Source organism: Nocardia pseudovaccinii (genome assembly GCF_050942345.1).
GTDB classification, from domain to species: domain Bacteria; phylum Actinomycetota; class Actinomycetes; order Mycobacteriales; family Mycobacteriaceae; genus Nocardia; species Nocardia pseudovaccinii.
On sequence record NZ_CP192074.1, the window covers coordinates 9,578,772 to 9,601,642 of the forward strand.

Annotated in this window: 22 protein-coding genes; 13 read left to right on the forward strand and 9 right to left on the reverse strand. The window is 65.6% G+C overall.

Going from position 1 to position 22,871, the window contains the following annotated elements:
* Positions 1-64 precede the first annotated feature (64 nt).
* Positions 65-1,663 carry an alpha/beta hydrolase gene (locus tag ACQPZ2_RS42930; protein ID WP_433523545.1) on the reverse strand — a complete coding sequence of 533 codons (1,599 nt, stop codon included), beginning with the start codon at positions 1,661-1,663 and terminating at the stop codon, positions 65-67.
* A 150-nt stretch (positions 1,664-1,813) separates the two neighbouring features.
* Between ACQPZ2_RS42930 and ACQPZ2_RS42935 the strand changes: the two genes are divergently transcribed.
* Entirely contained in the window at positions 1,814-2,125 is a 312-nt protein-coding gene (locus ACQPZ2_RS42935) for a GNAT family N-acetyltransferase (protein ID WP_433523546.1), read from the forward strand.
* Between the two features lies 1 nt (position 2,126).
* Here the strand turns inward: ACQPZ2_RS42935 and ACQPZ2_RS42940 are convergent, their stop codons facing one another.
* Positions 2,127-2,888, reverse strand: a complete 762-nt coding sequence (locus tag ACQPZ2_RS42940; RefSeq protein WP_433523547.1) for a lysophospholipid acyltransferase family protein — start codon at positions 2,886-2,888, stop codon at positions 2,127-2,129.
* Positions 2,889-3,039: 151 nt separating this feature from the next.
* On the opposite strand from ACQPZ2_RS42940, the gene ACQPZ2_RS42945 reads away from it, so the two are divergent.
* The 3 genes from ACQPZ2_RS42945 (at position 3,040) to ACQPZ2_RS42955 (ending at position 4,960) form a co-directional block, all read left to right on the forward strand.
* The gene (locus ACQPZ2_RS42945; RefSeq protein ID WP_433523548.1) at positions 3,040-3,684 is read left to right on the forward strand and encodes a YqgE/AlgH family protein; all 645 of its coding nucleotides are present in this window, start codon (positions 3,040-3,042) and stop codon (positions 3,682-3,684) included.
* Positions 3,685-3,746: 62 nt separating this feature from the next.
* The gene (locus ACQPZ2_RS42950; RefSeq protein ID WP_433523549.1) at positions 3,747-4,256 is read left to right on the forward strand and encodes a sigma-70 family RNA polymerase sigma factor; all 510 of its coding nucleotides are present in this window, start codon (positions 3,747-3,749) and stop codon (positions 4,254-4,256) included.
* The gene (locus ACQPZ2_RS42955; protein ID WP_433523550.1) at positions 4,253-4,960 is read left to right on the forward strand and encodes an anti-sigma factor family protein; all 708 of its coding nucleotides are present in this window, start codon (positions 4,253-4,255) and stop codon (positions 4,958-4,960) included. The genes ACQPZ2_RS42950 and ACQPZ2_RS42955 overlap by 4 nt, the downstream gene beginning before the upstream one ends.
* 53 nt (positions 4,961-5,013) lie before the next feature.
* Here ACQPZ2_RS42955 and ACQPZ2_RS42960 read toward each other — a convergent pair whose 3' ends face one another.
* From ACQPZ2_RS42960 to ACQPZ2_RS42970, 3 genes are all read right to left on the reverse strand, one after another.
* A complete protein-coding gene (locus ACQPZ2_RS42960; RefSeq protein WP_433523551.1) occupies positions 5,014-5,790 on the reverse strand; it encodes an ABC transporter permease in 777 nt (258 codons plus the stop codon).
* Complete coding sequence (locus ACQPZ2_RS42965) at positions 5,787-6,764, reverse strand: ATP-binding cassette domain-containing protein (RefSeq protein ID WP_433523552.1); 978 nt, start codon at positions 6,762-6,764, stop codon at positions 5,787-5,789. The genes ACQPZ2_RS42960 and ACQPZ2_RS42965 overlap by 4 nt, the downstream gene beginning before the upstream one ends.
* A gap of 161 nt (positions 6,765-6,925) precedes the next feature.
* Positions 6,926-7,441, reverse strand: a complete 516-nt coding sequence (locus ACQPZ2_RS42970; RefSeq protein ID WP_040697293.1) for an EXLDI protein — start codon at positions 7,439-7,441, stop codon at positions 6,926-6,928.
* A gap of 201 nt (positions 7,442-7,642) precedes the next feature.
* On the opposite strand from ACQPZ2_RS42970, the gene ACQPZ2_RS42975 reads away from it, so the two are divergent.
* From ACQPZ2_RS42975 to ACQPZ2_RS42995, 5 genes are all read left to right on the forward strand, one after another.
* Complete coding sequence (locus ACQPZ2_RS42975) at positions 7,643-9,319, forward strand: thiamine pyrophosphate-binding protein (RefSeq protein WP_433523553.1); 1,677 nt, start codon at positions 7,643-7,645, stop codon at positions 9,317-9,319.
* Positions 9,316-9,975, forward strand: coding sequence for an SRPBCC family protein (locus ACQPZ2_RS42980; RefSeq protein ID WP_433523554.1), 660 nt, complete (start codon positions 9,316-9,318; stop codon positions 9,973-9,975). Before ACQPZ2_RS42975 ends, ACQPZ2_RS42980 begins: the two co-directional genes overlap by 4 nt.
* A gap of 9 nt (positions 9,976-9,984) precedes the next feature.
* A complete protein-coding gene (locus ACQPZ2_RS42985) occupies positions 9,985-11,028 on the forward strand; it encodes a 3-oxoacyl-ACP synthase III family protein (RefSeq protein ID WP_433523555.1) in 1,044 nt (347 codons plus the stop codon).
* Positions 11,025-12,059 carry an aminotransferase class I/II-fold pyridoxal phosphate-dependent enzyme gene (locus ACQPZ2_RS42990; protein ID WP_433523556.1) on the forward strand — a complete coding sequence of 345 codons (1,035 nt, stop codon included), beginning with the start codon at positions 11,025-11,027 and terminating at the stop codon, positions 12,057-12,059. Before ACQPZ2_RS42985 ends, ACQPZ2_RS42990 begins: the two co-directional genes overlap by 4 nt.
* Positions 12,060-12,168: 109 nt before the next feature.
* Positions 12,169-12,576, forward strand: a complete 408-nt coding sequence (locus ACQPZ2_RS42995; RefSeq protein ID WP_433523557.1) for a cupin domain-containing protein — start codon at positions 12,169-12,171, stop codon at positions 12,574-12,576.
* Positions 12,577-12,607: 31 nt separating this feature from the next.
* On the opposite strand, the gene ACQPZ2_RS43000 is transcribed toward ACQPZ2_RS42995, so the two are convergent.
* Complete coding sequence (locus tag ACQPZ2_RS43000; protein ID WP_433523558.1) at positions 12,608-13,015, reverse strand: SdpI family protein; 408 nt, start codon at positions 13,013-13,015, stop codon at positions 12,608-12,610.
* Positions 13,016-13,143: 128 nt separating this feature from the next.
* Between ACQPZ2_RS43000 and leuS the strand changes: the two genes are divergently transcribed.
* Entirely contained in the window at positions 13,144-15,993 is a 2,850-nt protein-coding gene (leuS, locus tag ACQPZ2_RS43005) for a leucine--tRNA ligase (protein WP_433523559.1), read from the forward strand.
* Positions 15,994-16,146: 153 nt separating this feature from the next.
* On the opposite strand, the gene ACQPZ2_RS43010 is transcribed toward leuS, so the two are convergent.
* Both ACQPZ2_RS43010 and ACQPZ2_RS43015 read right to left on the reverse strand, forming a co-directional pair.
* On the reverse strand, positions 16,147-16,917 hold the full coding sequence (locus ACQPZ2_RS43010; RefSeq protein WP_433527685.1) for a polysaccharide deacetylase family protein: 771 nt from the start codon (positions 16,915-16,917) through the stop codon (positions 16,147-16,149).
* A gap of 192 nt (positions 16,918-17,109) precedes the next feature.
* The gene (locus ACQPZ2_RS43015) at positions 17,110-17,805 is read right to left on the reverse strand and encodes an SDR family oxidoreductase (RefSeq protein WP_433523560.1); all 696 of its coding nucleotides are present in this window, start codon (positions 17,803-17,805) and stop codon (positions 17,110-17,112) included.
* Between the two features lie 200 nt (positions 17,806-18,005).
* Between ACQPZ2_RS43015 and ggh the strand changes: the two genes are divergently transcribed.
* The gene (ggh, locus tag ACQPZ2_RS43020) at positions 18,006-19,343 is read left to right on the forward strand and encodes a glucosylglycerate hydrolase (protein WP_357481901.1); all 1,338 of its coding nucleotides are present in this window, start codon (positions 18,006-18,008) and stop codon (positions 19,341-19,343) included.
* Positions 19,344-19,546: 203 nt separating this feature from the next.
* A complete protein-coding gene (locus tag ACQPZ2_RS43025) occupies positions 19,547-20,206 on the forward strand; it encodes a glycoside hydrolase family 25 protein (RefSeq protein WP_433527686.1) in 660 nt (219 codons plus the stop codon).
* Between the two features lie 66 nt (positions 20,207-20,272).
* On the opposite strand, the gene ACQPZ2_RS43030 is transcribed toward ACQPZ2_RS43025, so the two are convergent.
* A complete protein-coding gene (locus tag ACQPZ2_RS43030; protein WP_433523561.1) occupies positions 20,273-22,342 on the reverse strand; it encodes a PhoX family protein in 2,070 nt (689 codons plus the stop codon).
* 259 nt (positions 22,343-22,601) lie between these two features.
* Here ACQPZ2_RS43030 and ACQPZ2_RS43035 point away from each other — a divergent pair, with 259 nt between their 5' ends.
* Positions 22,602-22,847, forward strand: a complete 246-nt coding sequence (locus ACQPZ2_RS43035; RefSeq protein WP_433523562.1) for a hypothetical protein — start codon at positions 22,602-22,604, stop codon at positions 22,845-22,847.
* Positions 22,848-22,871 lie beyond the last annotated feature (24 nt).

Below are 22,871 nucleotides of genomic sequence, written 5' to 3' on the forward strand. Positions count from 1 at the left end.
GAATGCGCCTGCTGGATTGGCGCGCAGGCCAAATCCTCACCGAGTGCGCCCACGGTGATATCGCCTACTGCAACGGCGCCTGGTCGGCGTGGTCGATGGTGACCTGACCGGTGCGCAGATACGTCATCACGGCGTCGTCGACGGCGGTGTTGCCTCGGCCGAATGCGCCGTGGTCGCCGCCCTCGACCGTGATCAGCGATCCGCCGAGCGCCTGCGCCATGGCCGGGCCGCCCGCGTAGGCGGTCAGCGCATCCCAGCGGCTCTGTAGCAGTAGCGGGCGGGTGTGCAGATCCTTTCCGGTGATCGACACCGGCTTGGTCACCGGTTTCCAACTGCCGCAGGCGGTTCCGGAGCGGACCAGATCGGCGCGGGCGTCCATGGCATTGCCGCCGGTGGCGATGGTGGCGATGGCCGAGCCGATCAGCTCGGAGCGGCCGGGCACATTGTTCTCGTTGCAGGTGATGGCCGAGAAGACAAAGCGTCCGGTGGGATCGGTACTGGTCGCGCCCTCGATAGCGAGTAGCTGGCGGACGTTCTTCGGATCGATATTGGCGTCGGCCATCGCCCTGGCGAAGGTCGGCCAGAAGGTGCGGGTGTACGTGGCGACCGCGGTCGCACCGACCAGCGGCACCTGCGCGGACGCACCGCCGGTGACCAGCAGGCGCACCAGATTCTGCACCTTGCCCGCCTGTTCCACGCTGTCGTTGAAACCGTCGCGGGCGATTTCGGCGAGCGGGTCGGGCAGCGCGCCGGGCAGGTCGGCGACGCTCGCGGGTGGCGGGGTCAGGTTGGCGTACCAGCCGCCGCCCTGGTCTGCGACCAGCCGCACCCAGTTCTGGTAGACCTGCAGCGCGGTATCACCGAGCCCGTAGTCGCCGCTGTGGTCGGCGATCCAGGCGAACAGATCGTCGAGTCGCTGCTTACCGGCGACCTGCTGCTGGGCGAATTCCTCGGTCCACACCCAATCGGGATTGACGTTGGAGTCCAACACCATTCGATCCACCCGGGTCGGGAACAACGACGCGTACACCGCGCCGAGATAGGTGCCATACGACGTACCGAGGTAACTGATCCGATCCACGCCGAGCGCGGCGCGCACCTCGTCCAGGTCACGGGCGGCGCTCTCGGTGGTGATGGTGTCGAGGTAGCCGGGCAGCGCCGCGTCGCAGGCCTTCTTGATATCGTCGCGGTTACCGCCGCCCAGCGAAACTTGTTCGCCCTCAGCCGATTTCGATGCCGCACTGAGGGTCTGGGAATCGCAGCGCAGCGGGGTGGCCCAGCGCAGTCCGCGCGGCTGCACCGCGATCCGGTCGTAATGCTCGTTGAGTTCGGCAGGCATCGAATCGATCCGGCGAGCCCAGTAGTCGAGGGCATCCGCGCCCGGTCCGCCCGGATTCGCGGCAATGACGCCGCGACGCTCGCCAGTGGCGGCGATCCGGCTGACGGTGAGCTCGATACGCGCGCCGCCGGGGTCGGCATAATTCATCAGGACGGAGATCACCGCGCACTGCACACCGCGCCCCTCGGTGACCGACGAGTCCGGGCAGGCGCCGAAGGATGCCGCGGGTGCGGCCTCGGCCCAACCCGTCACGATCGATCCGCTGATCAGGCTCGCGGCCGCGACAGCGACCAGCGCTCGTGGAAAACCTGGCGTCCTCATCATGTTTCGTACCTCCGCCGGGCCCATCGCTGATTCGGCGCGACCATAGGCATTCTGGTCAGCCCGGCACCGGTAGACAAGTCGAGCGGGCGATCGGATGCGATTGGCATTGCGGTGCACAGCCATCCACCCCCACCGGAGTAGCGTCGAGCCATGTCGACTGAGGTCCGCAACAACTTCGCGCTGGAACGCTTCGAGATCTACGTCGACGGTGCCATCGCCGGCTACGCCGAATATCAGGACACCGGCGCCGAGCGGGCCTTCATCCACACCGAGTTCGATCCAAGGTACGCGGGCCGGGCATACGGCCGGGTGCTGGTGCAGGCGGCATTGAACGCCTCACGTCAGGAAGGTTTCGGCATTCTGCCGATGTGTCCGCTGGTGCGGCAATTCGTCCAAACGGAACCGGAGTACATCGCGACGGTTCCACAGTGGGCACGCCAGAAGTTCGGCCTGCCCCTGTAGCTCAGTACGCGGCGACAGCTCCGTCGAGCGCCTGCTGCAGATCGGTGCGCACCAGCCGGGCGATCTCCGCGGGTTTGGTCGGCAGCTCGGTGATCGGCACCCCGAAATGGAAGCTGGCCGACTTGGCCTCCTCCTTGGTGACCGGCACGCTCGGATCGGGTCGCGGCCCATAGCTCAAACCCAGGCTGAGCAGCACCGGCTGCGCACCCAACTTCATCGCACGGAATGCGATGTGGCCGATCCCGCTGCCCACCGGCTGTACCTCGGTGTGGTCGACATCGTTGCAGGTGCCCTCCGGAAAGACCGCGATGCCGTCGCCGTTCGCCATCCGCTCCGCGCAGATATCCATCATCCGTTGACCGGCCGCGTTCACCGCCCGCAGGCCGTGGTCCTTACCGCGGAATACCGGGATCCCGCCCATCATGTCGATCTTGCGGCGCTGGTCGGGATCGATGAACAGCTCGTCCTTGGCCAGTACGCGAACCCGCCCGATCACCGAACGCAATTCGCTGCGCCAGGCCGCGGCGGCGACGGTGTACGGGTCGGATTCGGAGAGGTGGTCGATCGCGACAAGCAACGGCCTGCGCTGGCGTATCACCTGGTGCAGTAGCTTTTGCGCACCCTCGGCATAGGTGACGCGCGGATGGTATCGGCGTCCGAGAATGGCGTAGGCCCCCCATGCCTTCAGCCGGTTCTGCCGGTGGTCGCGATAGAAGTCGTACACAGTGTCAGCGTTGTCGAGGAGGACCTCGGGCCGTTCCATGGCCACACCCTAACCGGTCTGTTTTCGGGGTGATCGACGTGCCGCTAACGACTGCTTGCAGCTCGCTCGAAAGGGTCAGCTCGCCGTCGATCCGAGAATCCGCCACGCCGCTTGACCGACGAACCGCCCGCGCCAGTGCGATGATGTCGGAGTGGCACGCGGAGATGACCCGGACGATCGGAAAACTCGCGGCGGACACGGTGACCGCAGGCGACGCGATTTCCGGCAGGGCGAGCAGGTGGTTCGCGCAGGCACCCTGCTGGTGTCGGCGACCGAACTGGTCGAGCCGACCTTCCGGCGCACCGTCGTGTACATCATCGAGCACAACGAGGCGGGCAGCCTCGGGGTCGTACTGAACCGTCCGAGCGATACCGCGGTGCACGACGTGCTGCCACGCTGGTCCGAGGCGGCCGCCGCGCCGCGCACGCTCTTCATCGGCGGCCCGGTCAAGCGGGACGCGGCGCTGTGTCTGGGCACCGTCCGGGTCGGCGCGTCGATCGCGGGCGTCCGTGGACTGCGTCGCATCGATGGCCGCGTGGTGCTCGTCGATCTCGACGCCGACCCGGATCAGATCAACCCGCTGATCGAGGGGCTGCGGATCTTCGCGGGCTATGCGGGCTGGACCTTCGGCCAACTAGAGGGCGAACTGCAGAACAACGACTGGATCGTGCTTTCGGCACTGCCCTCGGATCCGATCAGCACCGGCCGCCCCGACCTGTGGGCCCACGTGCTGCGCCGCCAGCCACTGCCCCTGTCTCTCCTGGCGACACATCCGATCGAACTAGAACGCAATTGACATGCCTACGCGCATTGAACCTTTTGGCCCTCCTGATTCGTGGGATGAGCGGGAGGTGACGAATGCCCGAAGAACAAGCCGAGCTCATGCGGGTTCTATATCAGGAACATGCTTCGGCGCTATGGCGGTACACGCTCGGTTTGGTTCGCGATCCAGGTCGGGCCGAGGACATCGTGCAAGAGACGTTGTTGCGGGCGTGGCAGCGCCCCAACGTGCTCGATCAATCGACGACATCGGCGCGGGCGTGGTTGTTCACGGTCGCGCGCAATCTCGCCGTGGATGAGCACCGCAGCGCCCGCAATCGGCGCGAATTCCGTACCGACAATCCGCCGGAGCAGGCCGCTCCGGACCAGGCCGAGCGGGCCCTGGACGGCTGGCTGGTCGCGGACGCATTGAGCAGACTCAGCGGCGATCATCGCGAGGTGATCGTGCGGGCCTACTATCGAGGCCTTTCCACCCACCAGATCGCCGAGGAACTCGATATCCCGGCGGGCACGGTGAAATCTCGCATGCACTACGGCATGCGGGCGTTACGGCTGGCACTACAGGAGATGGGGGTGACGAATCAATGACGGACATCGCCGACGACTACTCGACGTGGGATGCACCGTACATCCTCGGCTCCCTGTCCCGCGCCGAACGGCGGGAGTACGAAGAGCATCTGGACGGCTGCCCGGTCTGCCGGGCGGCGGTTGCCGATCTCGCCGGACTCCCGGGTTTGCTCTCGATGGTCGATCCCGACACCGCGCTCGCCATGATCGAGCCGCCGGAAAAGACTGCGGCCGAGGCGGATCCCCCCGCACAGCTGCTGCCCAGGCTCGCCGATGCCGCCGAGCGGCGTAGGCGGCGCAGTCGGTGGGCGGCCGTCGGGGCGGCCGTCGCTGCGGCTGCCGCGGCGGTGGCCATCGCGGTTCCGGTGGTCACCTCGGTCACCGCGGTGGAGAAGCCGAGCTCCGAACAGGTTGTGGCCGAACGCAGTATGGAAGCGATCACACCGAATCCGGTGACGGCCAGCTTCAAGGTCGTGCAGGCCGATGGCAAGACCCGGATCGTGATGACCTGCAGCTATGGGCCGAGCGATCAGAAGTACAACTGGGATCTCGACCTGTACGTCATCGGCACCGATGGCAGCCAGGCCAAACTCGATCGGTGGCCCGCCGGACCCGGCACCGAGCTGACGATCGACCGGACCGTCGACAAGACGCCGGATCAGATCCAGGCGGTGCAGATCCGGAAGGCCTCGACGGGCGAGACACTGCTGTCCGGCACGGTCTGACACACTTCGATCCCCCCGCCGAACTCGACGGGGGGATCGAAGGTTTCGGTGCTTCAGCGCTGGGTCTGCTTGCGGAAGACCGAGGTCGACCAGAAGTATCCGACCAGCGTGAGACCGACGCACCAGGCGATGGAGATGATGCCGTTATTGCCGATCTCCGTGCCCATGAGCAGGCCGCGGATGGTTTCGGTGAGCGGGGTGAACGGCTGGTACTCGGCGAATTGACGCAGTCCGACCGGCATGGTGTCGGTGCCGACCAGGCCGCTGCCGAGGAACGGCAGCATGATCAGCGGGAAGGGCATATTGCTCGCGCTCTCCGGAGTCTGCGCGACCAGCCCCATGCCGACCGCGAGCCAGGTGAGTCCGAAGACGAGCATGCCGAGCAGTCCGAATGCGGCGATCCACTCCACGACATTCGCCGACGGCCGGAAACCGGCGAGCAACGCGACACCGACCATGGCGGCGATGCCGAGCAGGGCCTGGATCAATGCGCCGACCACATGTCCGGCGAGTATCGAGGACTGCGAAATCGCCATGGTGCGAAAGCGATTCACGATGCCCTTGGTGGTGTCGGTGCAGACCGAAACCGCCACACCTGCGGTCATATACGCCGGGATCATCAACAGCATGCCCGGCGTCAGGTAGTCGATGTAGTTACCGCCGGACGACTTCTCCAGTGCTCCACCGAAAACGAAGTTGAAGGTGAGCAGCAGGATGATCGGCATGAGGATGATGCCGAAGGTCATGCTCGGGTACCGCTTCGCATGAAGCATGCTGCGCCGCAGCATCGTTTTCGAGTCGGCGAGCGCGTACGCCATCGTGCTGCTCATCGCACGGTCTCCTTTTCGGCGGTGGGATGTCCGGTGAGGGTGAGGAATACGTCGTCGAGGGTGGGGGTGTGCACGGAAAGTCCGGCGACCTCGATCTGCTCGTAGTCGAGCCGGTCGAGCACCGCGCGCAGCGATTTGACGCCGCCGTCGCTGGGGACCGCGAGGGTGAATTCCTCCTCGGCCGCGTCATCGACGACGCGCGCCTCCGGCCCCAATGCCGTTGCCGCGGCCGCTAATCCGAGCTGGTCGGCGAATTCCAGCCGGATATGTCCGCCGGGGATCCGCCGCTTCAATTCGGCGGCCGTGCCCTCGGCGACGATCCGGCCGTGGTCGAGCACCGCGATCCGGTCGGCCAGTTGATCGGCCTCCTCGAGGTACTGGGTGGTCAGGAAGACCGTCACGCTGTAGTCGTCGACCAGTGTGCGGATCATTTCCCAGATCGCCCGCCTACTGCGCGGGTCCAGTCCGGTGGTGGGCTCGTCCAGGAAGATGATGCGCGGATCGCCGACCAGCGTCATGGCCAGATCCAGCCGCCGCACCATCCCGCCGGAATAGGTGGCCGCGGTCTTGTCGCCCGCCTCGACCAGGTCGAAGCGCTCCAGCAGCTCGGCGGCGAGGCGCTTGCTCTCGCGGCGCGGCAGATGGTGCAGATCACCCATCAGGATCAGGTTTTCGCGGCCGGTCAGCAATTCGTCGACCGCGGAGAACTGGCCGGTGACACCGATCGCGGTGCGCACGGCATCGGGTTCGGTGACCAGATCGTGGCCGTCGACGCGGATTTCACCGGCATCGGGGCGCAGCAGCGTGGTGAGGATCTGCACGGTGGTGGTCTTGCCCGCACCGTTCGGGCCGAGGAGGGAGTAGATCGTGCCCTCCTGAACCGTGATGTCGATGCCGTCGAGCACCACGTGCTCACCGAACGATTTACGCAGGCCCAGCGCCGAAATGGCGGGGGCGCGATGACCATTGGTCATGGTCTTCCTTTCGAGGGTTTTCATAAATCAATGCGAATGACAGCATGATTCAGCCGCACCGCGCCCGGAGTCCGGTGCGGCGTTGTGAGAGGTGGTATTCGGTTGATATCGAGTTCGACTGTCCTTACCCGCCCCGTCGGCTCCCGCCGACTGCCATCCCCCTAGATATCCAGTTCCTCGACCGGTGGACGGTCGGCGATCTGGGCCACGCGCTCGTAGAGCTTGTCCGGAATCTTTCCCTTCAATTCGCCGAGCGAATCGACGATCTCGAAAATGAAATCGCCCCAGTCCTGATCACCGACGCCCAGCATGCGACGCCAGTTCGTCAGATCCTTGACCCAGTTGGTGCTCTGCGGGTATTCGTCCCAGTTCGAATACTGGGCATGCATGACGAATTTGCCCTTCCGGCTGCGATACACCCGGACGTGTTCCATGCGCTCTTCGTTCACGTCGCGATGCTCGCCGAGTAGGGCGCCGGAGAAGCGGACCTGACGCACGCCATTGTGGCCGACCCGCAGCACTACCTCGTCGTAGCCCTCCAGCCTGCCCTCTTCCAGCTCGATGAACCGCCGCAGTGCAGTGGTCACCGCCCCCGAAAGGTTGCCGCCGACGAGCTCCTGCGCGCGCTGGAACAGTGGCAGGTCGTCGTCGGCAACGTAGATCGTTTTGTTGGGCATGAACTCACTATACGTAGATGTATACGTACACGCAAGCAGTGACGGCTCACAAGAATCCCCAGACCGCCTCATGCGCGGAGTACATCTTGCACGAGGGATTGAACCGCTCAGCAGCCCAACTCGTAGTTCACGTGTACGCGATGCGTGACCGCGTCCGTGTTCGCCTTCGGCGCACGGCAGGTCACTGCGAGAGGAGGGCCGATGCCGAGCAGGGTCGTAGATTATCTGGTTCGAGCGGTTTCAACCCTGGGGGTGCAGCACATCTTCGGTGTCGACGGCGCGAATATCGAGGATCTATACGACGCGCTATTCGACGCGCCCGACGACATCGCGGGAATCGTTGCCAAGCACGAGTTTTCGGCCGCGACCATGGCCGACGGCTATGCCCGCTCGACCGGCGGACTCGGTGTCGTCGCCGCCACCTCCGGCGGCGGCGCGATGAATCTCGTTGCCGGACTTGCCGAATCGTTCGCGTCCCGGGTGCCGGTATTGGCGCTGGTCGGGCAGCCGCCGACCGCCCAGGAGGGCAACGGCGCGTTCCAGGACTCCAGCGGGCTCGCGGGCACCATCGATGCGGCCCGGATGTTCGGCGAGATCACCCAATACTGCGCACGGGTGGAGACCGCCGCCGACCTACCCGACAAGTTGTCCAGGGCGGTCGACGCCGCCCGGCGCGGCGGGCCCTCAGTCCTGTTGCTGCCCAAGGACGTACAGCAGAGCGATATCGGCGATACCCCGCCGTTCCGGCCGACCTCGCCGACGCATCGGCGCGACGAAAGCGGCCTGGCTCGGGTGCGCACGGCGCTGACCGCGGCACGCAAGATCGGCAAGATCGTGATCATCCTGGGCGACCAAATCGCGCGCGACGACGCCCGCGCCGAACTCGCACGGCTGGCACGCGCATTGGATGCGTCGGTGGGCGTCGCCCCGGACGCGAAGGACACCTACGACAATGCCGACCCGGCGTTCTGCGGAGTCGCCGGGGTCATGGGACATCCGGAGTTGCCAGCGGCATTGCGCTCGGCGGCCCTGTGCCTGATCGTCGGCACACCGATGCCGATCACCGCGCGCACCGGGTTGGACGAACTGTTGGCCGACCGCACCGTCGCGCATATCGGTGTCGCCGCGCCGTATCTGTCCGCGATCCACGCCACCAGCACCGATCTTGCGCGGGATCTGGCCGAACTCGCGGACGAATTCACCGACGGCATCGAAGAGAACCATCCGTATCCACCGCATGCTCTGACGCCGTTGCGGGTGCCCGAGTCGACCGGACCCGGTGTGCGCTACCGCGAATTGGTCGAGACGATCGAGGCGTTATTGCCCGAGGGCACGGACGTTTTCGCGGATGCGGGTAATACCGGGGCCGCGGTGGTGCACCATTTGAGGGTGCCGCGCGGCGGCCGATTCGTGGTCGCGCTCGGCATGGGCGGGATGGGCTATGCGTTCGGCGCCGCGATAGGTTCGGCATTCGCACGCCATCGCGGACCGTCCGGAACCAGACGCACCGTCGTCGTCGCAGGTGACGGCGCTTTCTACATGCACGGCATGGAACTGCACACCGCGATCGAACATCAGCTGCCGGTCATCTTCATCGTGCTCAACAACAACGCGCACGCGATGTGTGTCACTCGAGAACAGCTCTATTACCAAGATCGCTACAGCTTCAACCGATTTCGGCCAACACAACTGGGAGCGGGCATCGATGCCATGTTCCCTGAACTTCCCGCGTACTCCGTCCGTACTACCGCAGAGCTGGCCATCGCACTGGGGCGATGCGTCGAATCCGAAGGGCCGGCGTTCATCTCGATCGACGTCGACCCCGACGAAGTTCCACCCTTCATCCCGTTTCTCGCGACATTGGAGAAGAAGCCGTGACAACAAGCGCCCTCCCCGCCCTCAGCGACATTCCGGAAGACGTAGTCCCCGGCGTGCTGCGGATCGAGAACTCAGATAAGGACGCAACCACTCCGATCATCATGGACATGCTGCGGTCGGTGTATCCACACGACCAGATCTTCGGCGAATACTGTCCGGTGCAGGCGTATATCGCCGCGCCGCCGGAGGAGGTGTGGGAATACCTGGCCGATACCCGCAGCCTGGAGGAGTGGACCTATAGCCTGCGCGGCTTCGTCGAGACCGAGGAACCGGGTCTGTGGCTGGCCTGGGACCGGCTCGGCCCGGCGACCAAGATCTTCACCCGCACCGTCGCGCATCGCGAGGGCATGACCGTCGACTACCACTGCGCCTGGGATCAGAGTCAGCACCTGTGGATGATCTACCTGCTGCGGGTGATCGATGCCCAGGTGGTGTTCAACAAGCCGGGTTCGGTAGTGCTGTGGGTGAACTGCCGTCACCCGTTCTACGACGAAAACCCCTATCCCGAAACGGCTCCCGAGAAGCGGCCGGTATGGGTGGGCGACTTCTGGGAGATGTTCTCCGCCGGGCACCAGCTCGAGATGGACAACCTGAAGGCGATCTGCGAATACCGTGCGGCTAACGGTCTTCCGATCAAGCCCGACTGGATGAAGTGAGGCCGCGCAATGAACTTCTCTGATCCGAACGGCCCTGGACTGCCGGCCGTCAGCCTTGTCGATGTATCGAGCTATCTGCCGGGTGAGCCGGTCGGCACCGAATACTTCACGCAGTACAGCCGATCCGATCGGATGGCCAAGAACGTCATGTTCCGCTCGCCCAAGGCGCGCCACCACGTGGGCAGGGACGAGACCGCGGTGGACATGGTCGAGCGGGCCGTCGCACCGCTGGTCGAACGCCATGGCGCACAGGCGATCTCGGATATCGACGTGCTGATCACGCACACCCAGCTGCCGGACAATCCGGTGATGGGCTGCGGACCCGAGGCAGCCCGCCGCCTCGGGATGACGCCCCGCTTCGTATACGACGTGCACAATGGCGGCTGCGCGGCCTTCGTGCACATGATGGCCATGGCCAGGATGATCCTGCAGACCACCGACGCCCGCTCCGCGCTCATCGCGGCGACCCAGAACTGCGCGGGCCCGGTGTTCACCCAGACCGAGATCCGCAAGCTCGCCCAGGCGCCGGTGCCCGGCGACGCCTGCGGTGTCGGACTGCTCGTCAAGGACGATTCCGCGCCGATCCTGGATATCGAATGCCGCACCTATCCCGAATTCGCCGGGGATATGGAGTTCTCGACCAATGGCGAGCGCAAGTACTGGGAGCCGGGCGAAGGCCAGGGTTGCGTCAGTTTCAGCGAATCGAAGATCACCAAGGTGTTCGCACGCGGCAATCGGCTGGTGCCGGAGGTGGCATTGGCGGTGTGCGATCGGATCGGGGTGAAGGGCCGCGATATCGACACCTTCGTCACCAATCAGCCGAACCGGCTGTTCCTGCGCAACTGGCACGATGCGCTGGAACTGCCGCCGGAGCGGCATCCGGACACCTTCGACCAGTGCGGAAACCTGTTCGCCGCAGGCATTCCGGTCACCCTCGATACCGAGAATCGGGCGGGTCGGCTGCGCAACGGCTCGGTAGTGCTGTTGTCGGCATTCGCGCACGCCGGTGATTTCGCCGGCGCCGCGGCGGTGCGCTGGGGCGCGGCCGGATGAGCGTGCGGGTGGCCGATGAATCTCGGCCCTCGCAACAGCACCGAAGTCAGCGCACGCAGGCTCGGTTCGATCTCAGCCTGAGCGAAAATCCGTTCCCCCCACTGCCTTCGGTACTCATCGCGGTGAACCACGTACTGGCGCAGGCCAATCGCTATCCCGAGTTCCTGCCGCGTCGGCTGCCGAGGTTGATCGCGGGGCGCGTCGGGGTGCATTCGGATCAGGTGGTCGTCGGTTCCGGTGCGACCGGGGTGGCCATGCAGATCATCCAGGCATTGACCAAGCCGGGTGACGGAATCGTCTACGGGGCACCGACTTTCGACGGCTATCCGATCATGGCGGAGATGGCCGATCTCGAGGTCGTTCCGGTGCCCCTGGATGTCGCGGGCAATCAGGATCTCTGGGCGATGGCGAAGGCCATCGACAAGCGGACCGGTTTGGTGGTGGTCTGCCGTCCGCACAATCCGACCGGCACCGTGATCTCGGCCGCTGAGCTGAAGGCGTTCTTGTGCTCGGTGCCGCGCCGGATGCCGGTCGTCCTGGACGAGGCGTACGCCGAATTCCTCGGTCCCGCCGATCGGGTCGATACCCTCGAACTGCTCAATCGACATCCGAATCTGCTGGTCCTGCGCACCTTTTCGAAGGCCTACGGACTGGCCGGTCTGCGCATCGGCTACACCTTCGGCAGCAGCGAGTTGATCAGCCGCGTCAGCAGGCTGCAGCTGCCGTTCGGGGTGAGTTCGGCGGCGGTGGCCGCGGTCGCCGCGTCCTACGCCGCCGAACCCGAATTGGCCGCGCGCATCCTGCGCATCACCACCGCACGCGAGACCCTGCGCAGTGCGTTGCTGCACCGGCACATCGCCGTGCCGCGCAGCCACGCCAACTTCCTGTACCTGCCGGGGCCCGGCGTAGCAACGGCGCTGCGCCGGGCCGGCATCGCGGCCAAGGTGTACCCCGACGGCAGCGCGCGCGTAGCCGTCGGGGACACCGAGGCGGACAACGCGGTGTCGAAGGCGCTGGAATCACTGCGGTAGGTGGTGTTGGAGCGGCGGCGTTCGCGGAACCTGTGTGGTTTCCACTGCGCCGCCGCCTCCAACGGGCATCGTGCAGCGATGGCATTGCGGCTCGGTATAGGAACCTCTCGTGATCGCGCGGTGGTTCGATGGGGTGATGCTGTGGCGGAAGTTCCAGGTGAATGCGGCCCCGGCGCGCGGGACGGCGAGTCGGGTGCTGTTCCGGTGCACGCTGGGGCGGCGTGCGGTCATCGGTAGGCAGACTGTCATCGAACCAGGTGGGACCAGTGGTTGGCACTATCACGACGGCACGCTGCTGGTGCTGGTCGCCCGCGGCACGCTCGACCATCCGGGCTCGGACCGTGTCCCGGTCACCTACCGGCGCGGCCGAATCTTCCGGGAGCCCAGCGGCCCGTCCTATCCCCATGTGGCGCGCAATCTCGGGACGACACCCGTGACACTGTTCGTGCTGTACCTGAACCCGGTCGGCAGCCCGCTATCGCGCCACGTCGATCCGCCTGAGTGCGCCGCTGACTAGTTCCGTGCTCGCATCAGCTCCCGAACCGCACTCAGTTGGTCGGGGCGCAGGCGTCGCGCAGCGAGCACGCGCCGCAGGAGGAACCACAGCCACCGATCTCTTGGGCGGGGACAAGTTCCTCGACCGCACGAGCCGCGGCATTCGCGCCCGCGCCGAGGGTGAACAGCGCCACCGCCGCTGTGACCACCGCAACGATCACCGCCGGAAAACCACCTGCGGCCAGGGCGACGAGACCGCCCGCGAACAGCAGTGCGCCCGCGGCCACGGAGGTGGGGGCGGCGACGCGGTTGGCGATGCGGAAGGTTTCCTCGTCGTACAGTGCCGCCTCGGTGTGCACCCCGACGAAGCGGTTGCGTGGCAGCCGGCCGGTCAGTCCGAGCACGCCGGTTGCGATGGCGACCATGGCCAGCACGAACAGGGTGAGAGCGACGACGAACACCTGAGGAGGTTATCGCACCGCCGCCACGCCGGATCCAGCCCGGCCCGATTTTCGGTGTATGAGCCCGGACGTTCTACCCTGATAGACACATCTATGACGGGGATCGGCGAGAACAAGAAGGCAGGACCGTGGCGGACACTCGTGCAACCGAAAGCGATGTACCGGAGCACAGGTACAGCGCCGGGCTCGCCGGCCGCATCGAGCGCCGGTGGCAGCGGACCTGGGATGAGCGCGGGACCTTCCACGCGCCGAACCCGGTAGGCCCGCTCGCGGGTGCGACGCCGACGGACAAGCTGTTCGTCCAGGACATGTTCCCGTACCCGTCCGGCGCGGGCCTGCATGTCGGGCATCCGCTGGGCTACATCGCCACCGATGTCTTCGCGCGCTATCACCGGATGCACGGCCGCAATGTGCTGCACGCGCTGGGCTATGACGCGTTCGGTCTGCCCGCCGAGCAGTACGCGGTGCAGACCGGTGCGCATCCGCGCCAGACCACCGAGTCGAATATCGCCACCATGCAGCGTCAGCTGGACCGGCTCGGCCTGGGCCACGACCGTCGGCGCTCGTTTGCGACCACCGATCCGGAGTACTACAAGTGGACGCAGTGGATCTTCCTGCGCATCTACAACGCCTGGTACGACCAGGATCTGGACCGCGCCCGCCCGATCGCGGAGCTGCAGGCGCAGTTCGACTCCGGTGCCCGGCCGACCCCCGACGGCCGCGCCTGGAACGATCTGACCGCCGCCGAACGCGCCGAGGTGCTGGACTCGTATCGCCTGGTGTACCAAACGGATTCGGTGGTCAACTGGTGTCCCGGTCTGGGCACGGTGCTGTCCAACGAAGAGGTCACCGCCGACGGCCGCAGTGAGCGCGGCAACTTCCCGGTATTCCGGAAGCGGCTGTGGCAGTGGATGATGCGCATCACCGCCTACTCCGACCGGCTGGTCGACGATCTGGATCGCCTGGACTGGCCGGAGAACGTAAAGGCCATGCAGCGCAACTGGATCGGGCGATCCCGTGGCGCACAGGTGAAATTCGATGCCGACAGTCAGCAGATCGAGGTCTTCACCACGCGGCCCGATACCCTGTTCGGTTCCACGTATGTGGTGCTGGCTCCCGAGCACGAACTGGTCGACAGGCTGACCGCGGAGGCTTGGCCCGAGGGCGTCGATCCGCGCTGGACCTTCGAGGACGCCGGTGACCCTCGGGAAGCCGTTGCCGGATACCGCAAGGCGATCGCGGCCAAATCGGATCTGGAGCGACAGGAGAACAAGGAGAAGTCCGGTGTCTTCCTGGGTTCCTATGCGACGAACCCGGTGAACGGTGCCCCGGTGCCGATCTTCATCGCCGACTACGTGCTGGCCGGTTACGGCACCGGCGCGATCATGGCCGTGCCAGGGCACGATCAGCGCGACTGGGAATTCGCCTCGGTATTCGGCCTGCCGATCGTGGAAGTCATTTCCGGCGGGGATATTTCGGCCGCGGCCTACTCCGGTGACGGCGCGCTGGTGAACTCCGATTACCTGAACGGCCTGGCCGTCGACGAGGCCAAGGCCACCGTCATCGCCCGCCTCGAGGCCGACGGCCACGGCAAGGGCACCGTCCAGTACAAGCTGCGCGACTGGCTGTTCGCCCGCCAGCGTTACTGGGGTGAGCCGTTCCCGATCGTCTACGACGAGGACGGGGCACCGCACGCCCTGCCGGAATCCATGCTGCCGGTAGAACTTCCGGAGCTGGACGATTTCGCACCGGTCACCTTCGATCCGAACGACGCCGACTCCGAACCGTCGCCGCCGCTGGCCAAGGCCACCGACTGGGTGAATGTCGAACTCGATCTGGGCGACGGTCCCAAGCAGTACCGCCGCGACACCAATGTCATGCCGAACTGGGCGGGCAGCTCCTGGTATCAGCTGCGCTACGCGGACCCGACGAACCCGGATGCGTTCTGCGCCAAAGAAAACGAGCAGTATTGGCTGGGCCCACGCACCTCGGAGCACGGCCCGAACGATCCCGGCGGCGTCGATCTGTATGTCGGTGGTGTCGAACATGCGGTGCTGCACCTGCTGTACGCGCGGTTCTGGCAGAAGGTGCTGTTCGATCTGGGTGATGTGAGCGGTTACGAACCGTACCGCCGCCTGTTCAACCAGGGCTACATCCAGGCGCACGCCTACACCGACGCGCGCGGTGCGTATCTGCCCGCCGCCGAGATCATCGAGCGCGACGGCAAGCACTACTTCCCGGATCCCACCACCGGCATCGAGATCGAGGCGTTCCAGGAGTACGGCAAGATCGGAAAGTCGTTGAAGAACGCCATCTCGCCGGACGAGATGTGCGATACCTACGGCGCCGACACCTTCCGTCTCTACGAGATGTCGATGGGTCCGCTGGATACCTCGCGGCCGTGGGCGACGAAGGATGTCGTCGGTGCGCACCGGTTCCTGCAGCGGGTGTGGCGACTGGTCGTCGACGAGGAGTCCGGCGCGATCCGGGTCACCGACGCGGCGCCGTCGGAGGAGACGCGGCGCCTGCTGCACAAGACGATCGCGGGTGTGGACGAGGATTACGCCGCGCTGCGCGATAACACCGCCGGTGCCAAGCTGATCGAGCTGACCAACCATCTGACCAAGAGCTACCCCGCCGGCGCGCCGCGCGAGGTGGTCGAGCCGGTGGTGCTGATGCTGGCGCCGATGGCACCGCATATCGCCGAGGAACTGTGGGAACGGCTGGGGCACAAGCAATCCCTGGCCCACGGCCCGTTCCCGGTGGCGGATCCGGCGCTGCTGGTCGAGGAGTCGGTGGAGTACCCGATTCAGGTGAACGGCAAGGTGCGTAGCCGAATTCAGGTGCCCGCCGACGCCGATAACGCGACCATCGAGGCGACCGCGCTGGCCGATGAGAAGATCGCGGCACTGCTCGGCGGGAATGCGCCGCGCAAGCTGATCGTGGTGCCGGGGCGGCTCATCAATATCGTCGCGTAGGCGCTGGTCACCGCTGCGCTCGGAATTCGCCCGCACATTTCGTGCGCGCCGACCGATTCCGTGCGCGGCGCAGCCGCTGTCAACGCGACGGACGGGCCCGTGTGCAGAGCCCTGTCAGCGCGGCGGACGGATACCGTGCGCGCCGCGGTTCTGTCAGCGCGGCGGCAGCAGCACGTCGTTGAGGGTCACCATCGAGAGGTTGCGCTCCTTGATGATGTCCACCAGCTGCCCGTAGACGTGCGTAACCGCGGGCGCGTTCGCGTGCCCGATGATGATCGTCTGCGGATTGAAATACTTACGCGCGCACTCCAGTAGGTAATCCTCGGTGATCACACCGGAGTCCGACAGCGAGCCGTACCACATGGTGGGCACGGTGTAGCCGAGATCCGCGGCGACCCGGTCGACCGTGCCGTTGTGGCGACCGAAGGGCGGGCGGTAGTAGGGCGTGCCGTCCACACCGAAGTTGTTCCGCAGGAAGGACTTCGCCCGCTCCAGCTGCGAGGAGATGCCCGACGCGGACAGCTTGGTCAGATCGGCGTGGTCCCAGGTGTGATTGCCGAGCTGGATCTGACCGGAATCGATCAGGGGCCGCAACGCATCTCGGTGAATCGCCCATGAGTCGTAGTAGGCGGTCACGAAGAAGGTGAACCGCGCGCCGGTATCCCTGGCGAATTTGATGTAGGCCCCGACGACTTCCGGACTCGCACCGTCATCGATCGTGAGCGCCAGATTGGTGCCACCGCCCGGCAGCGCGGTGATGGTCTGCGCCGGAATCGGCGTCTTCGGTCCGATCGGCGGCGGGGGCAGCAGCGGCGCGGGCAGTATCGGCCCGCTGCCCGCCGAGCCACTGTTGAACGGCTCCCCCTCGGCCCGCACACAGCCGGTCAATGCCAGCGCGGTGCCTGTTGCAAGCATTGTCAGCAACCGACGTCTATCCACGATCCGAACCCTCTAGCTTCGCTCTATCAGCGCACCGCCGCCCCGTCGACGCAAACGCGCAGGTAACAGACGCGAGGCTACCGAGTGAAACTGTCCCCGAGCTGAACCTCGGAACAACATGTCAAGAAAACAACACCATCTCGGCCGCACATTCGGATGAAATCACAGTGAGCCGAATCAGTAGGGCCGCAGCACGATCTCGGTCGGATGGCCGTCGCGCGGTGTGTCGATCGCGGCACGCACGGTCGCCGCGACAGTCTCCGGGCTGAGGAATTCCTCCGCGTGGTACTCGCGCCCCTCGCCCGCGATGATCTCCCGCTGCATATCGGTATCGATGCGGCCGGGATGGATCGAGGTCACCCGCAGCGTCGGCTCCTCCAACCGCAGCGCGTCACCGAAAGCCCGCAAGCCGAACTTGCTCGCCGCGTAAGACGCCCACCCCGCATTCGCCCGCAATCCCGCACCCGAATTGATCAGCACCACATGACCGTTGGCCGCGCGCAATGCGGGCAGTAGCAGCCGAGTCAACTCGGCGATGGCGATCACGTTGGCTTCCAAGGTATTTCGCCACTGCTGCACCGAGGATTCGGCGATAGAATCCAGGTCCGCGATACCGGCGTTGTGTACCAACACATCCAGGCGTCGAATCGGCGAAACAGCTTCCGCCACTGCGGAATAGTCCGTCAACTCGACCGGCCATCCGGTGGCGCCGGGCAGTTCGCCTAATATCGCGCGCAGCGCCTCGGCCGAGCGGGCGCCGAGCAACAGATCGTGGGTCGGTGCGAGTTCGCGAGCGATCGCGGCGCCGAGCCCCCGGCTGGCGCCGGTGATCAGCGCGGTCGGCTTCGGTGTGCTGGTCACGGCGGAGGTCATGGAGTCACCGTATCGGCCACCGAAGCGGGTGGTAGCACTACCCGCGCGCGGCGATGGATGCATAAAGCGAATAAGTGGAATTCACGGACGGGGCATGCAGAGTGAGATCCGGCACACAACAGCTGGCCACCAGGACGCACCAGGACGAGACACGAGTCACTGAGCGGGCGTACTTGCGAGTGTCATCGCAAAATAGGGGGATGGCACACCCGGGTTTCACCCCAACACAGCTCGCGGCTCGCGCCGCCTACCTGCTACGGGGCAATGATCTGGGCACCATGACCAGTGCCGCACCCCGGCTGTATCCGCACATGTGGAGCTGGGATGCCGCCTTCGTCGCGGTCGGCCTCGCCCCGCTGAGTGTCGAGCGCGCGGTCATCGAACTGGACACGCTGCTTTCGGCGCAGTGGAAGAACGGGATGATCCCGCACATCGTCTTCGCCAATGGTGTGGACGGCTACTTCCCCGGCCCGGCCCGCTGGGAGTGCAAGAAGCTGGCCGCCAATGCCCCGGACGGTCCGGACACCTCCGGCATCACCCAGCCGCCGGTGCACGCCATCGCGGTGCAGCGCATCCTCGACCATTCCCGCCGCCACGGCCGCAGCACCAGGGCGGTCGCCGAGGAATTCCTGAATCGGCGCTGGCCGGATCTGGTGCGCTGGCATCGCTGGCTGGCCCATGCCCGCGACCCCAAGGAGAGCGGCCGGATCACGCTGTATCACGGCTGGGAATCCGGGATGGACAATTCGCCGCGCTGGGATCGGGCCTATGCGAATGTGACGCCCGGCGATCTGCCGCCGTATCAGCGTGAGGATCTGCTGGTGGTCTCGGACACATCGCAGCGGCCGAGCGATCGCGAATACGACCGCTATCTGTGGCTGGTCGAGCAGATGCGCCGCGCCGGATACGACGACTACCAGCTCGCCTCGACGATGAGTTTCGCGGTGGAGGATGTCTTCGTCACCGCGATCTTCGCGCTGGCGTGTGAGGTTCTCGCCAATATCGGCGAGGAGTACAAGCAGCCCCATGCCGATGTCCGCGAACTGTATTCGTGGGCGGAGCGCTTCCGCGCGGGTGTGGTCGCGACTACCGACGCGCGCACCGGCGCGGCCCGGGATTTCGATGTGCGACTCAAGCGCTGGATCAACACCGAAACCCTCTCGATGTTCGCCCCGCTGCTGTGCGGCGGACTGCCCCGCGACACCGAACGCAGTCTGCTGCGACTGTTCGAGGGCCCGCGCTTCTGCGGTCATCCGGACTTGCGCTACGCCCTGCCGCCGTCCACCTCGCCGGTCTCCAAGGACTTCCGCTCCCGCGAATACTGGCGCGGCCCGGTCTGGCCGGTGATGAGCTGGTTGTTCTCCTGGGTCTTCGCCCGCCGCGGCTGGGCCGAACGCTCCTTCATGCTCCGCGCCGAGGGTCTGCGCCAAGCCAGCGACGGCAGCTTCGCCGAGTACTACGAACCATTCACCGGCGAACCCCTCGGCAGCATGCAGCAGTCCTGGACCGCGGCCTCGGTCCTGGACTGGCTCGGCTGACGTATCCGGGCCGGTCGCGGCAATGGTGGCCGCTGTTGATGTAATCGGCTCCAAGAGGCGACCAGTGAACGCTGCGCAAATACCTCAGGTGTAACTCTGGTCACATCAAGCAATGGTCGCTATCGTCGAACAGCATGGATAGTACTTGTTGGAGATCCACTCGCGCCTTGGCGTTGTCCGCGATCACGGCGGGCAGCATCCTGATGGCTACTTCGGCGGGCACGGCGGTGGCCGAACCGAGCGGGCCCGATGTGTCGTCGTGGCAGCATGTCGACGGCCGGTTCATCGACTGGTTCGCGGTGCGAAGCGCGGGGCACGCCTTCGCCATGCTGAAGGCGACGGAGGGCGTGAATTACGTCAATCCGTATTTCGTGCCGGACAGCTTGCTGATGCGGGCGGCGGGGGTCGCGCGCGGGACGTATCACTACGCGCGACCGAACCTGCCGCCGGAGCCGCAGGCGGCGCTGTACGCGACGATCGTGCTCGGACAGAACGGGCCGCTCGATCTGCCGCCGGTGCTCGATCTGGAGAGTACGGGCGGACTCGGTCCGGCCGCACTGATCGACTGGACGCATCGGTATCTCAATACCGTGCAGGCCCTGACCGGACGGGTGCCGATCGTCTACACCTATCCGAATTTCTGGAAGTCGGCCATGGCGAATACCAATGAATTCACCAGGTATCCGCTCTGGATCGCCGACTACCGCGGCAACGAACAACCCGAAGTGCCGGGTGGCTGGCAGACCTGGACGTTCTGGCAGACCACCGACAGCGGCCGCATTCCCGGTATCGCGGGCGGCACCGACGTCAACGTGTACAGCGGCGCCCAAGGCGATTTCGCGCGCTACGCCAATATGGGCTGAACAGCACGAAACCGCTACTCCCTGCAGGTTCGAGTAGCGGCTTCGTGTGTTGCGCGGGGAAATCGACTAGGCTCCGATTCGCCCGCCACCCTTCTTCCACACCGAGACAACGGCGGGTCTGGGCAGACTATCGCCACCATCGGGCCAATGCGAGGCGGGCTTTTCCGCGGTCGCGTCATCGCGCTCGCCCGGATGCTGGACGCACACGGTGACCCGCTGCTCCGACACCGTCGGACCGCAGGTCTCCGCGCCGAACGGGACGGTCAGGAATTGTTTGGTCTCGCCGCGATTCGGCCCGTCGAGCACCACCGAGAACAGGCCGTCATTGGCACCGTTGGCGCGTGAGGCATCGGTGGAGATCCACAGATTGCCGTAATCGTCGAAGGCGAGATTGTCCGGTGCCGCGATCGGGCTGACCTTGGCCTTGTCGAAACCGGCGAAGTAGGTGTCGGTGGTCTTCGGATCACCGCACAGCATCAGGATATTCCAGGTGAATGTGGTGCCCGCGTGATCGTCGTCGAGTTCGAGCACCTGCCCGAATTTATTGATGTTGCGCGGATTCGCCTCGTCGATGGCGGGCTTGCCCTGCGCGCCGCGCTGCTCGTTGTAGGTCAGCGCGACATAGACCTTGCCGGACTTGGGATTCGCCTCGAAATCCTCAGGACGGTCCATCTTGGTCGCGCCGACCTTATCGGCAGCCAATCGGGTGAATACCGAAACCTCTTCGGCGGTGAAGCCGTCCACCTTCGAGGTGGCCTTGCCGTCCTCGCCGGTGACCAGTAGCGGAATCCACTGGCCGGTACCGGTGAAGCCCTTATCCGAGGGCACCGTGCCATTGCCGTCGATCTTGTCCGGGTGATCGCCGGTGAATTTGGCGACGTACAGCGTGCCCGCGTCCAGAATCGTCAGGTTGTGCCGCATGCTCGCCTGGCCGTTGCCGGACTGCACTTTTCGCGACGAGACGAACTTGTACATGTAGTCGAAACGCTCGTCATCGCCCATATACGCGACCACGGTGCCGTCCTTGGCGACGTGAATGGTCGCGGCCTCGTGCTTGAACCGGCCGAGCGCGGTGTGCTTGATCGGCGCGGCCGCGGCATCCCACGGATTCACCTCGATGACCCAGCCGAATCGGTTGGCCTCGTTGGGCTCCTTCGCCAGATCGAAACGGGACTCGTGCCGCTCCCACTTGCGCTCGGAGGCGCCGTTCGGGAAGCCGTAGCGCTTGAGCCTGGCCTTGGTGGCCTCGTCGGTGACCTTATCGCCGTTGGCGAAGTACTGATTGATGTTCTCCTCACCGGAAAGCACTGTGCCCCACGGGGTCAGGCCGCCGGAGCAGTTGTTGAGGGTGCCGAGCACCTTGGCGCCGGACGGGTCGGCGCTCGTCTTCAGGAAGGCGCTGCCCGCGGCTGGCCCGGTGACCGTGAATTCGGTGGTGCCGGTAATGCGACGGTTGTATTTGCCGAATTCCGGTGTCAGCTTGCCGATTCCGGATTCGCCCCTTACCTGGACCACCGAAAGACCGTGCGCGGCAATGGCGGTCTGGTAGTGCTCAAGTGCGGGCTCTTCCTTGTTGTAGCCCTTGAACATCTGCGGTTCGGTGGTGTACTCGTGATTCACCACCAGCAGGTAGGTATTCGCCTGCCCTTCGATGGGCAGTAGCGCGGCGAAGTCGTTGTTGAAGCCGAACTGTTCGGCCTGCGTGGCCGCGGACTGGGCATTCGCGTCGAACTTCGGCGCGTCGGCGAACAGCGGGTCGCCCCAGCGGATCACGACATTGTGCTCGTAGCCTTCCGGAATGACCAGTGCGTCATCGGAATTCGCCGCGACGGGTTCGAAGTTGGTGCCGACCGGCACACCGTCGACCAGCGAGCCGCCCGCCGCCAATTCGACCTTGTCGTCTCCGCAGGCCGCGAGCACACCGGCCGCGCCGACCGCGACCACGACCCCCGCACTGCCCTTCAACATGCCGCGCCGCGTCAGCGCCGCGCGCACCATATCGCCGAAGTATTCGTTCTCGGAAGTGTTCGGAACGTCGTGGAAGCAGGCGTTGCCGCATTTGTACTGACAGGTGATGGCCGAGCGCTTCGGCTGGCCGTCCCGCTTCACGAACAGGGCAAGGGGCTTCGGTGTCACGACTGCGCCTCGCTAGCGCTCGGCTCCGTCGTGCCACCGAGGTGGCCTCTGCTTACGGTTCGCTCGCTCACGATGAACTCCTGACATTAGTGCCGACCGGCGCACCGTAAGCCGCTCAGGCAATCCACAGGAAACAGTCAGATGAACGACCGACCAATTAGGTGACCCTCAATTTGTGTACCGCGCTACTCGTGTGCGAATCCCCTCGCGGGAGGAAGATCGGGATCAAGGACATGAGTACAGAGTGAGGAGTGGTGCGATGACCTTGTCCGGAGGAAAACCCCAGCTCACCTCGAAGGCGCTGGACTATCTCGATTCGATTCTCGCGGGCGCGGTGGCCGAGGCCCGCGTCGTACTCGTCGACCACGACCATATGGGCGAAGACGGCGACGGCGGCTGCAACAGGTGTACCCACCCCACCTGTGTCGGCTTCATCCCGGGCGGTGGTGCGGTCTGCAAGCGCCCCACCTGCCAGCACAGCTTCTTCAGCCACCGCGTCTTCTGACGCAAACAAATATTGCTCCCGTTC

Excerpts from the sequence above, each read along its gene's own strand:
- ACQPZ2_RS42930 (WP_433523545.1), bottom strand. The coding sequence starts at position 1,663 with ATGATGAGGACGCCAGGTTTTCCACGAGCGCTGGTCGCTGTCGCGGCC.
- ACQPZ2_RS42935 (WP_433523546.1), top strand. The coding sequence starts at position 1,814 with ATGTCGACTGAGGTCCGCAACAACTTCGCGCTGGAACGCTTCGAGATC.
- ACQPZ2_RS42940 (WP_433523547.1), bottom strand. The coding sequence starts at position 2,888 with ATGGAACGGCCCGAGGTCCTCCTCGACAACGCTGACACTGTGTACGAC.
- ACQPZ2_RS42950 (WP_433523549.1), top strand. The coding sequence starts at position 3,747 with ATGCCCGAAGAACAAGCCGAGCTCATGCGGGTTCTATATCAGGAACAT.
- ACQPZ2_RS42955 (WP_433523550.1), top strand. The coding sequence starts at position 4,253 with ATGACGGACATCGCCGACGACTACTCGACGTGGGATGCACCGTACATC.
- ACQPZ2_RS42960 (WP_433523551.1), bottom strand. The coding sequence starts at position 5,790 with ATGAGCAGCACGATGGCGTACGCGCTCGCCGACTCGAAAACGATGCTG.
- ACQPZ2_RS42965 (WP_433523552.1), bottom strand. The coding sequence starts at position 6,764 with ATGACCAATGGTCATCGCGCCCCCGCCATTTCGGCGCTGGGCCTGCGT.
- ACQPZ2_RS42970 (WP_040697293.1), bottom strand. The coding sequence starts at position 7,441 with ATGCCCAACAAAACGATCTACGTTGCCGACGACGACCTGCCACTGTTC.
- ACQPZ2_RS42975 (WP_433523553.1), top strand. The coding sequence starts at position 7,643 with ATGCCGAGCAGGGTCGTAGATTATCTGGTTCGAGCGGTTTCAACCCTG.
- ACQPZ2_RS42985 (WP_433523555.1), top strand. The coding sequence starts at position 9,985 with ATGAACTTCTCTGATCCGAACGGCCCTGGACTGCCGGCCGTCAGCCTT.
- ACQPZ2_RS42990 (WP_433523556.1), top strand. The coding sequence starts at position 11,025 with ATGAGCGTGCGGGTGGCCGATGAATCTCGGCCCTCGCAACAGCACCGA.
- ACQPZ2_RS43015 (WP_433523560.1), bottom strand. The coding sequence starts at position 17,805 with ATGACCTCCGCCGTGACCAGCACACCGAAGCCGACCGCGCTGATCACC.
- ggh (WP_357481901.1), top strand. The coding sequence starts at position 18,006 with ATGGCACACCCGGGTTTCACCCCAACACAGCTCGCGGCTCGCGCCGCC.
- ACQPZ2_RS43025 (WP_433527686.1), top strand. The coding sequence starts at position 19,547 with ATGGCTACTTCGGCGGGCACGGCGGTGGCCGAACCGAGCGGGCCCGAT.
- ACQPZ2_RS43035 (WP_433523562.1), top strand. The coding sequence starts at position 22,602 with ATGACCTTGTCCGGAGGAAAACCCCAGCTCACCTCGAAGGCGCTGGAC.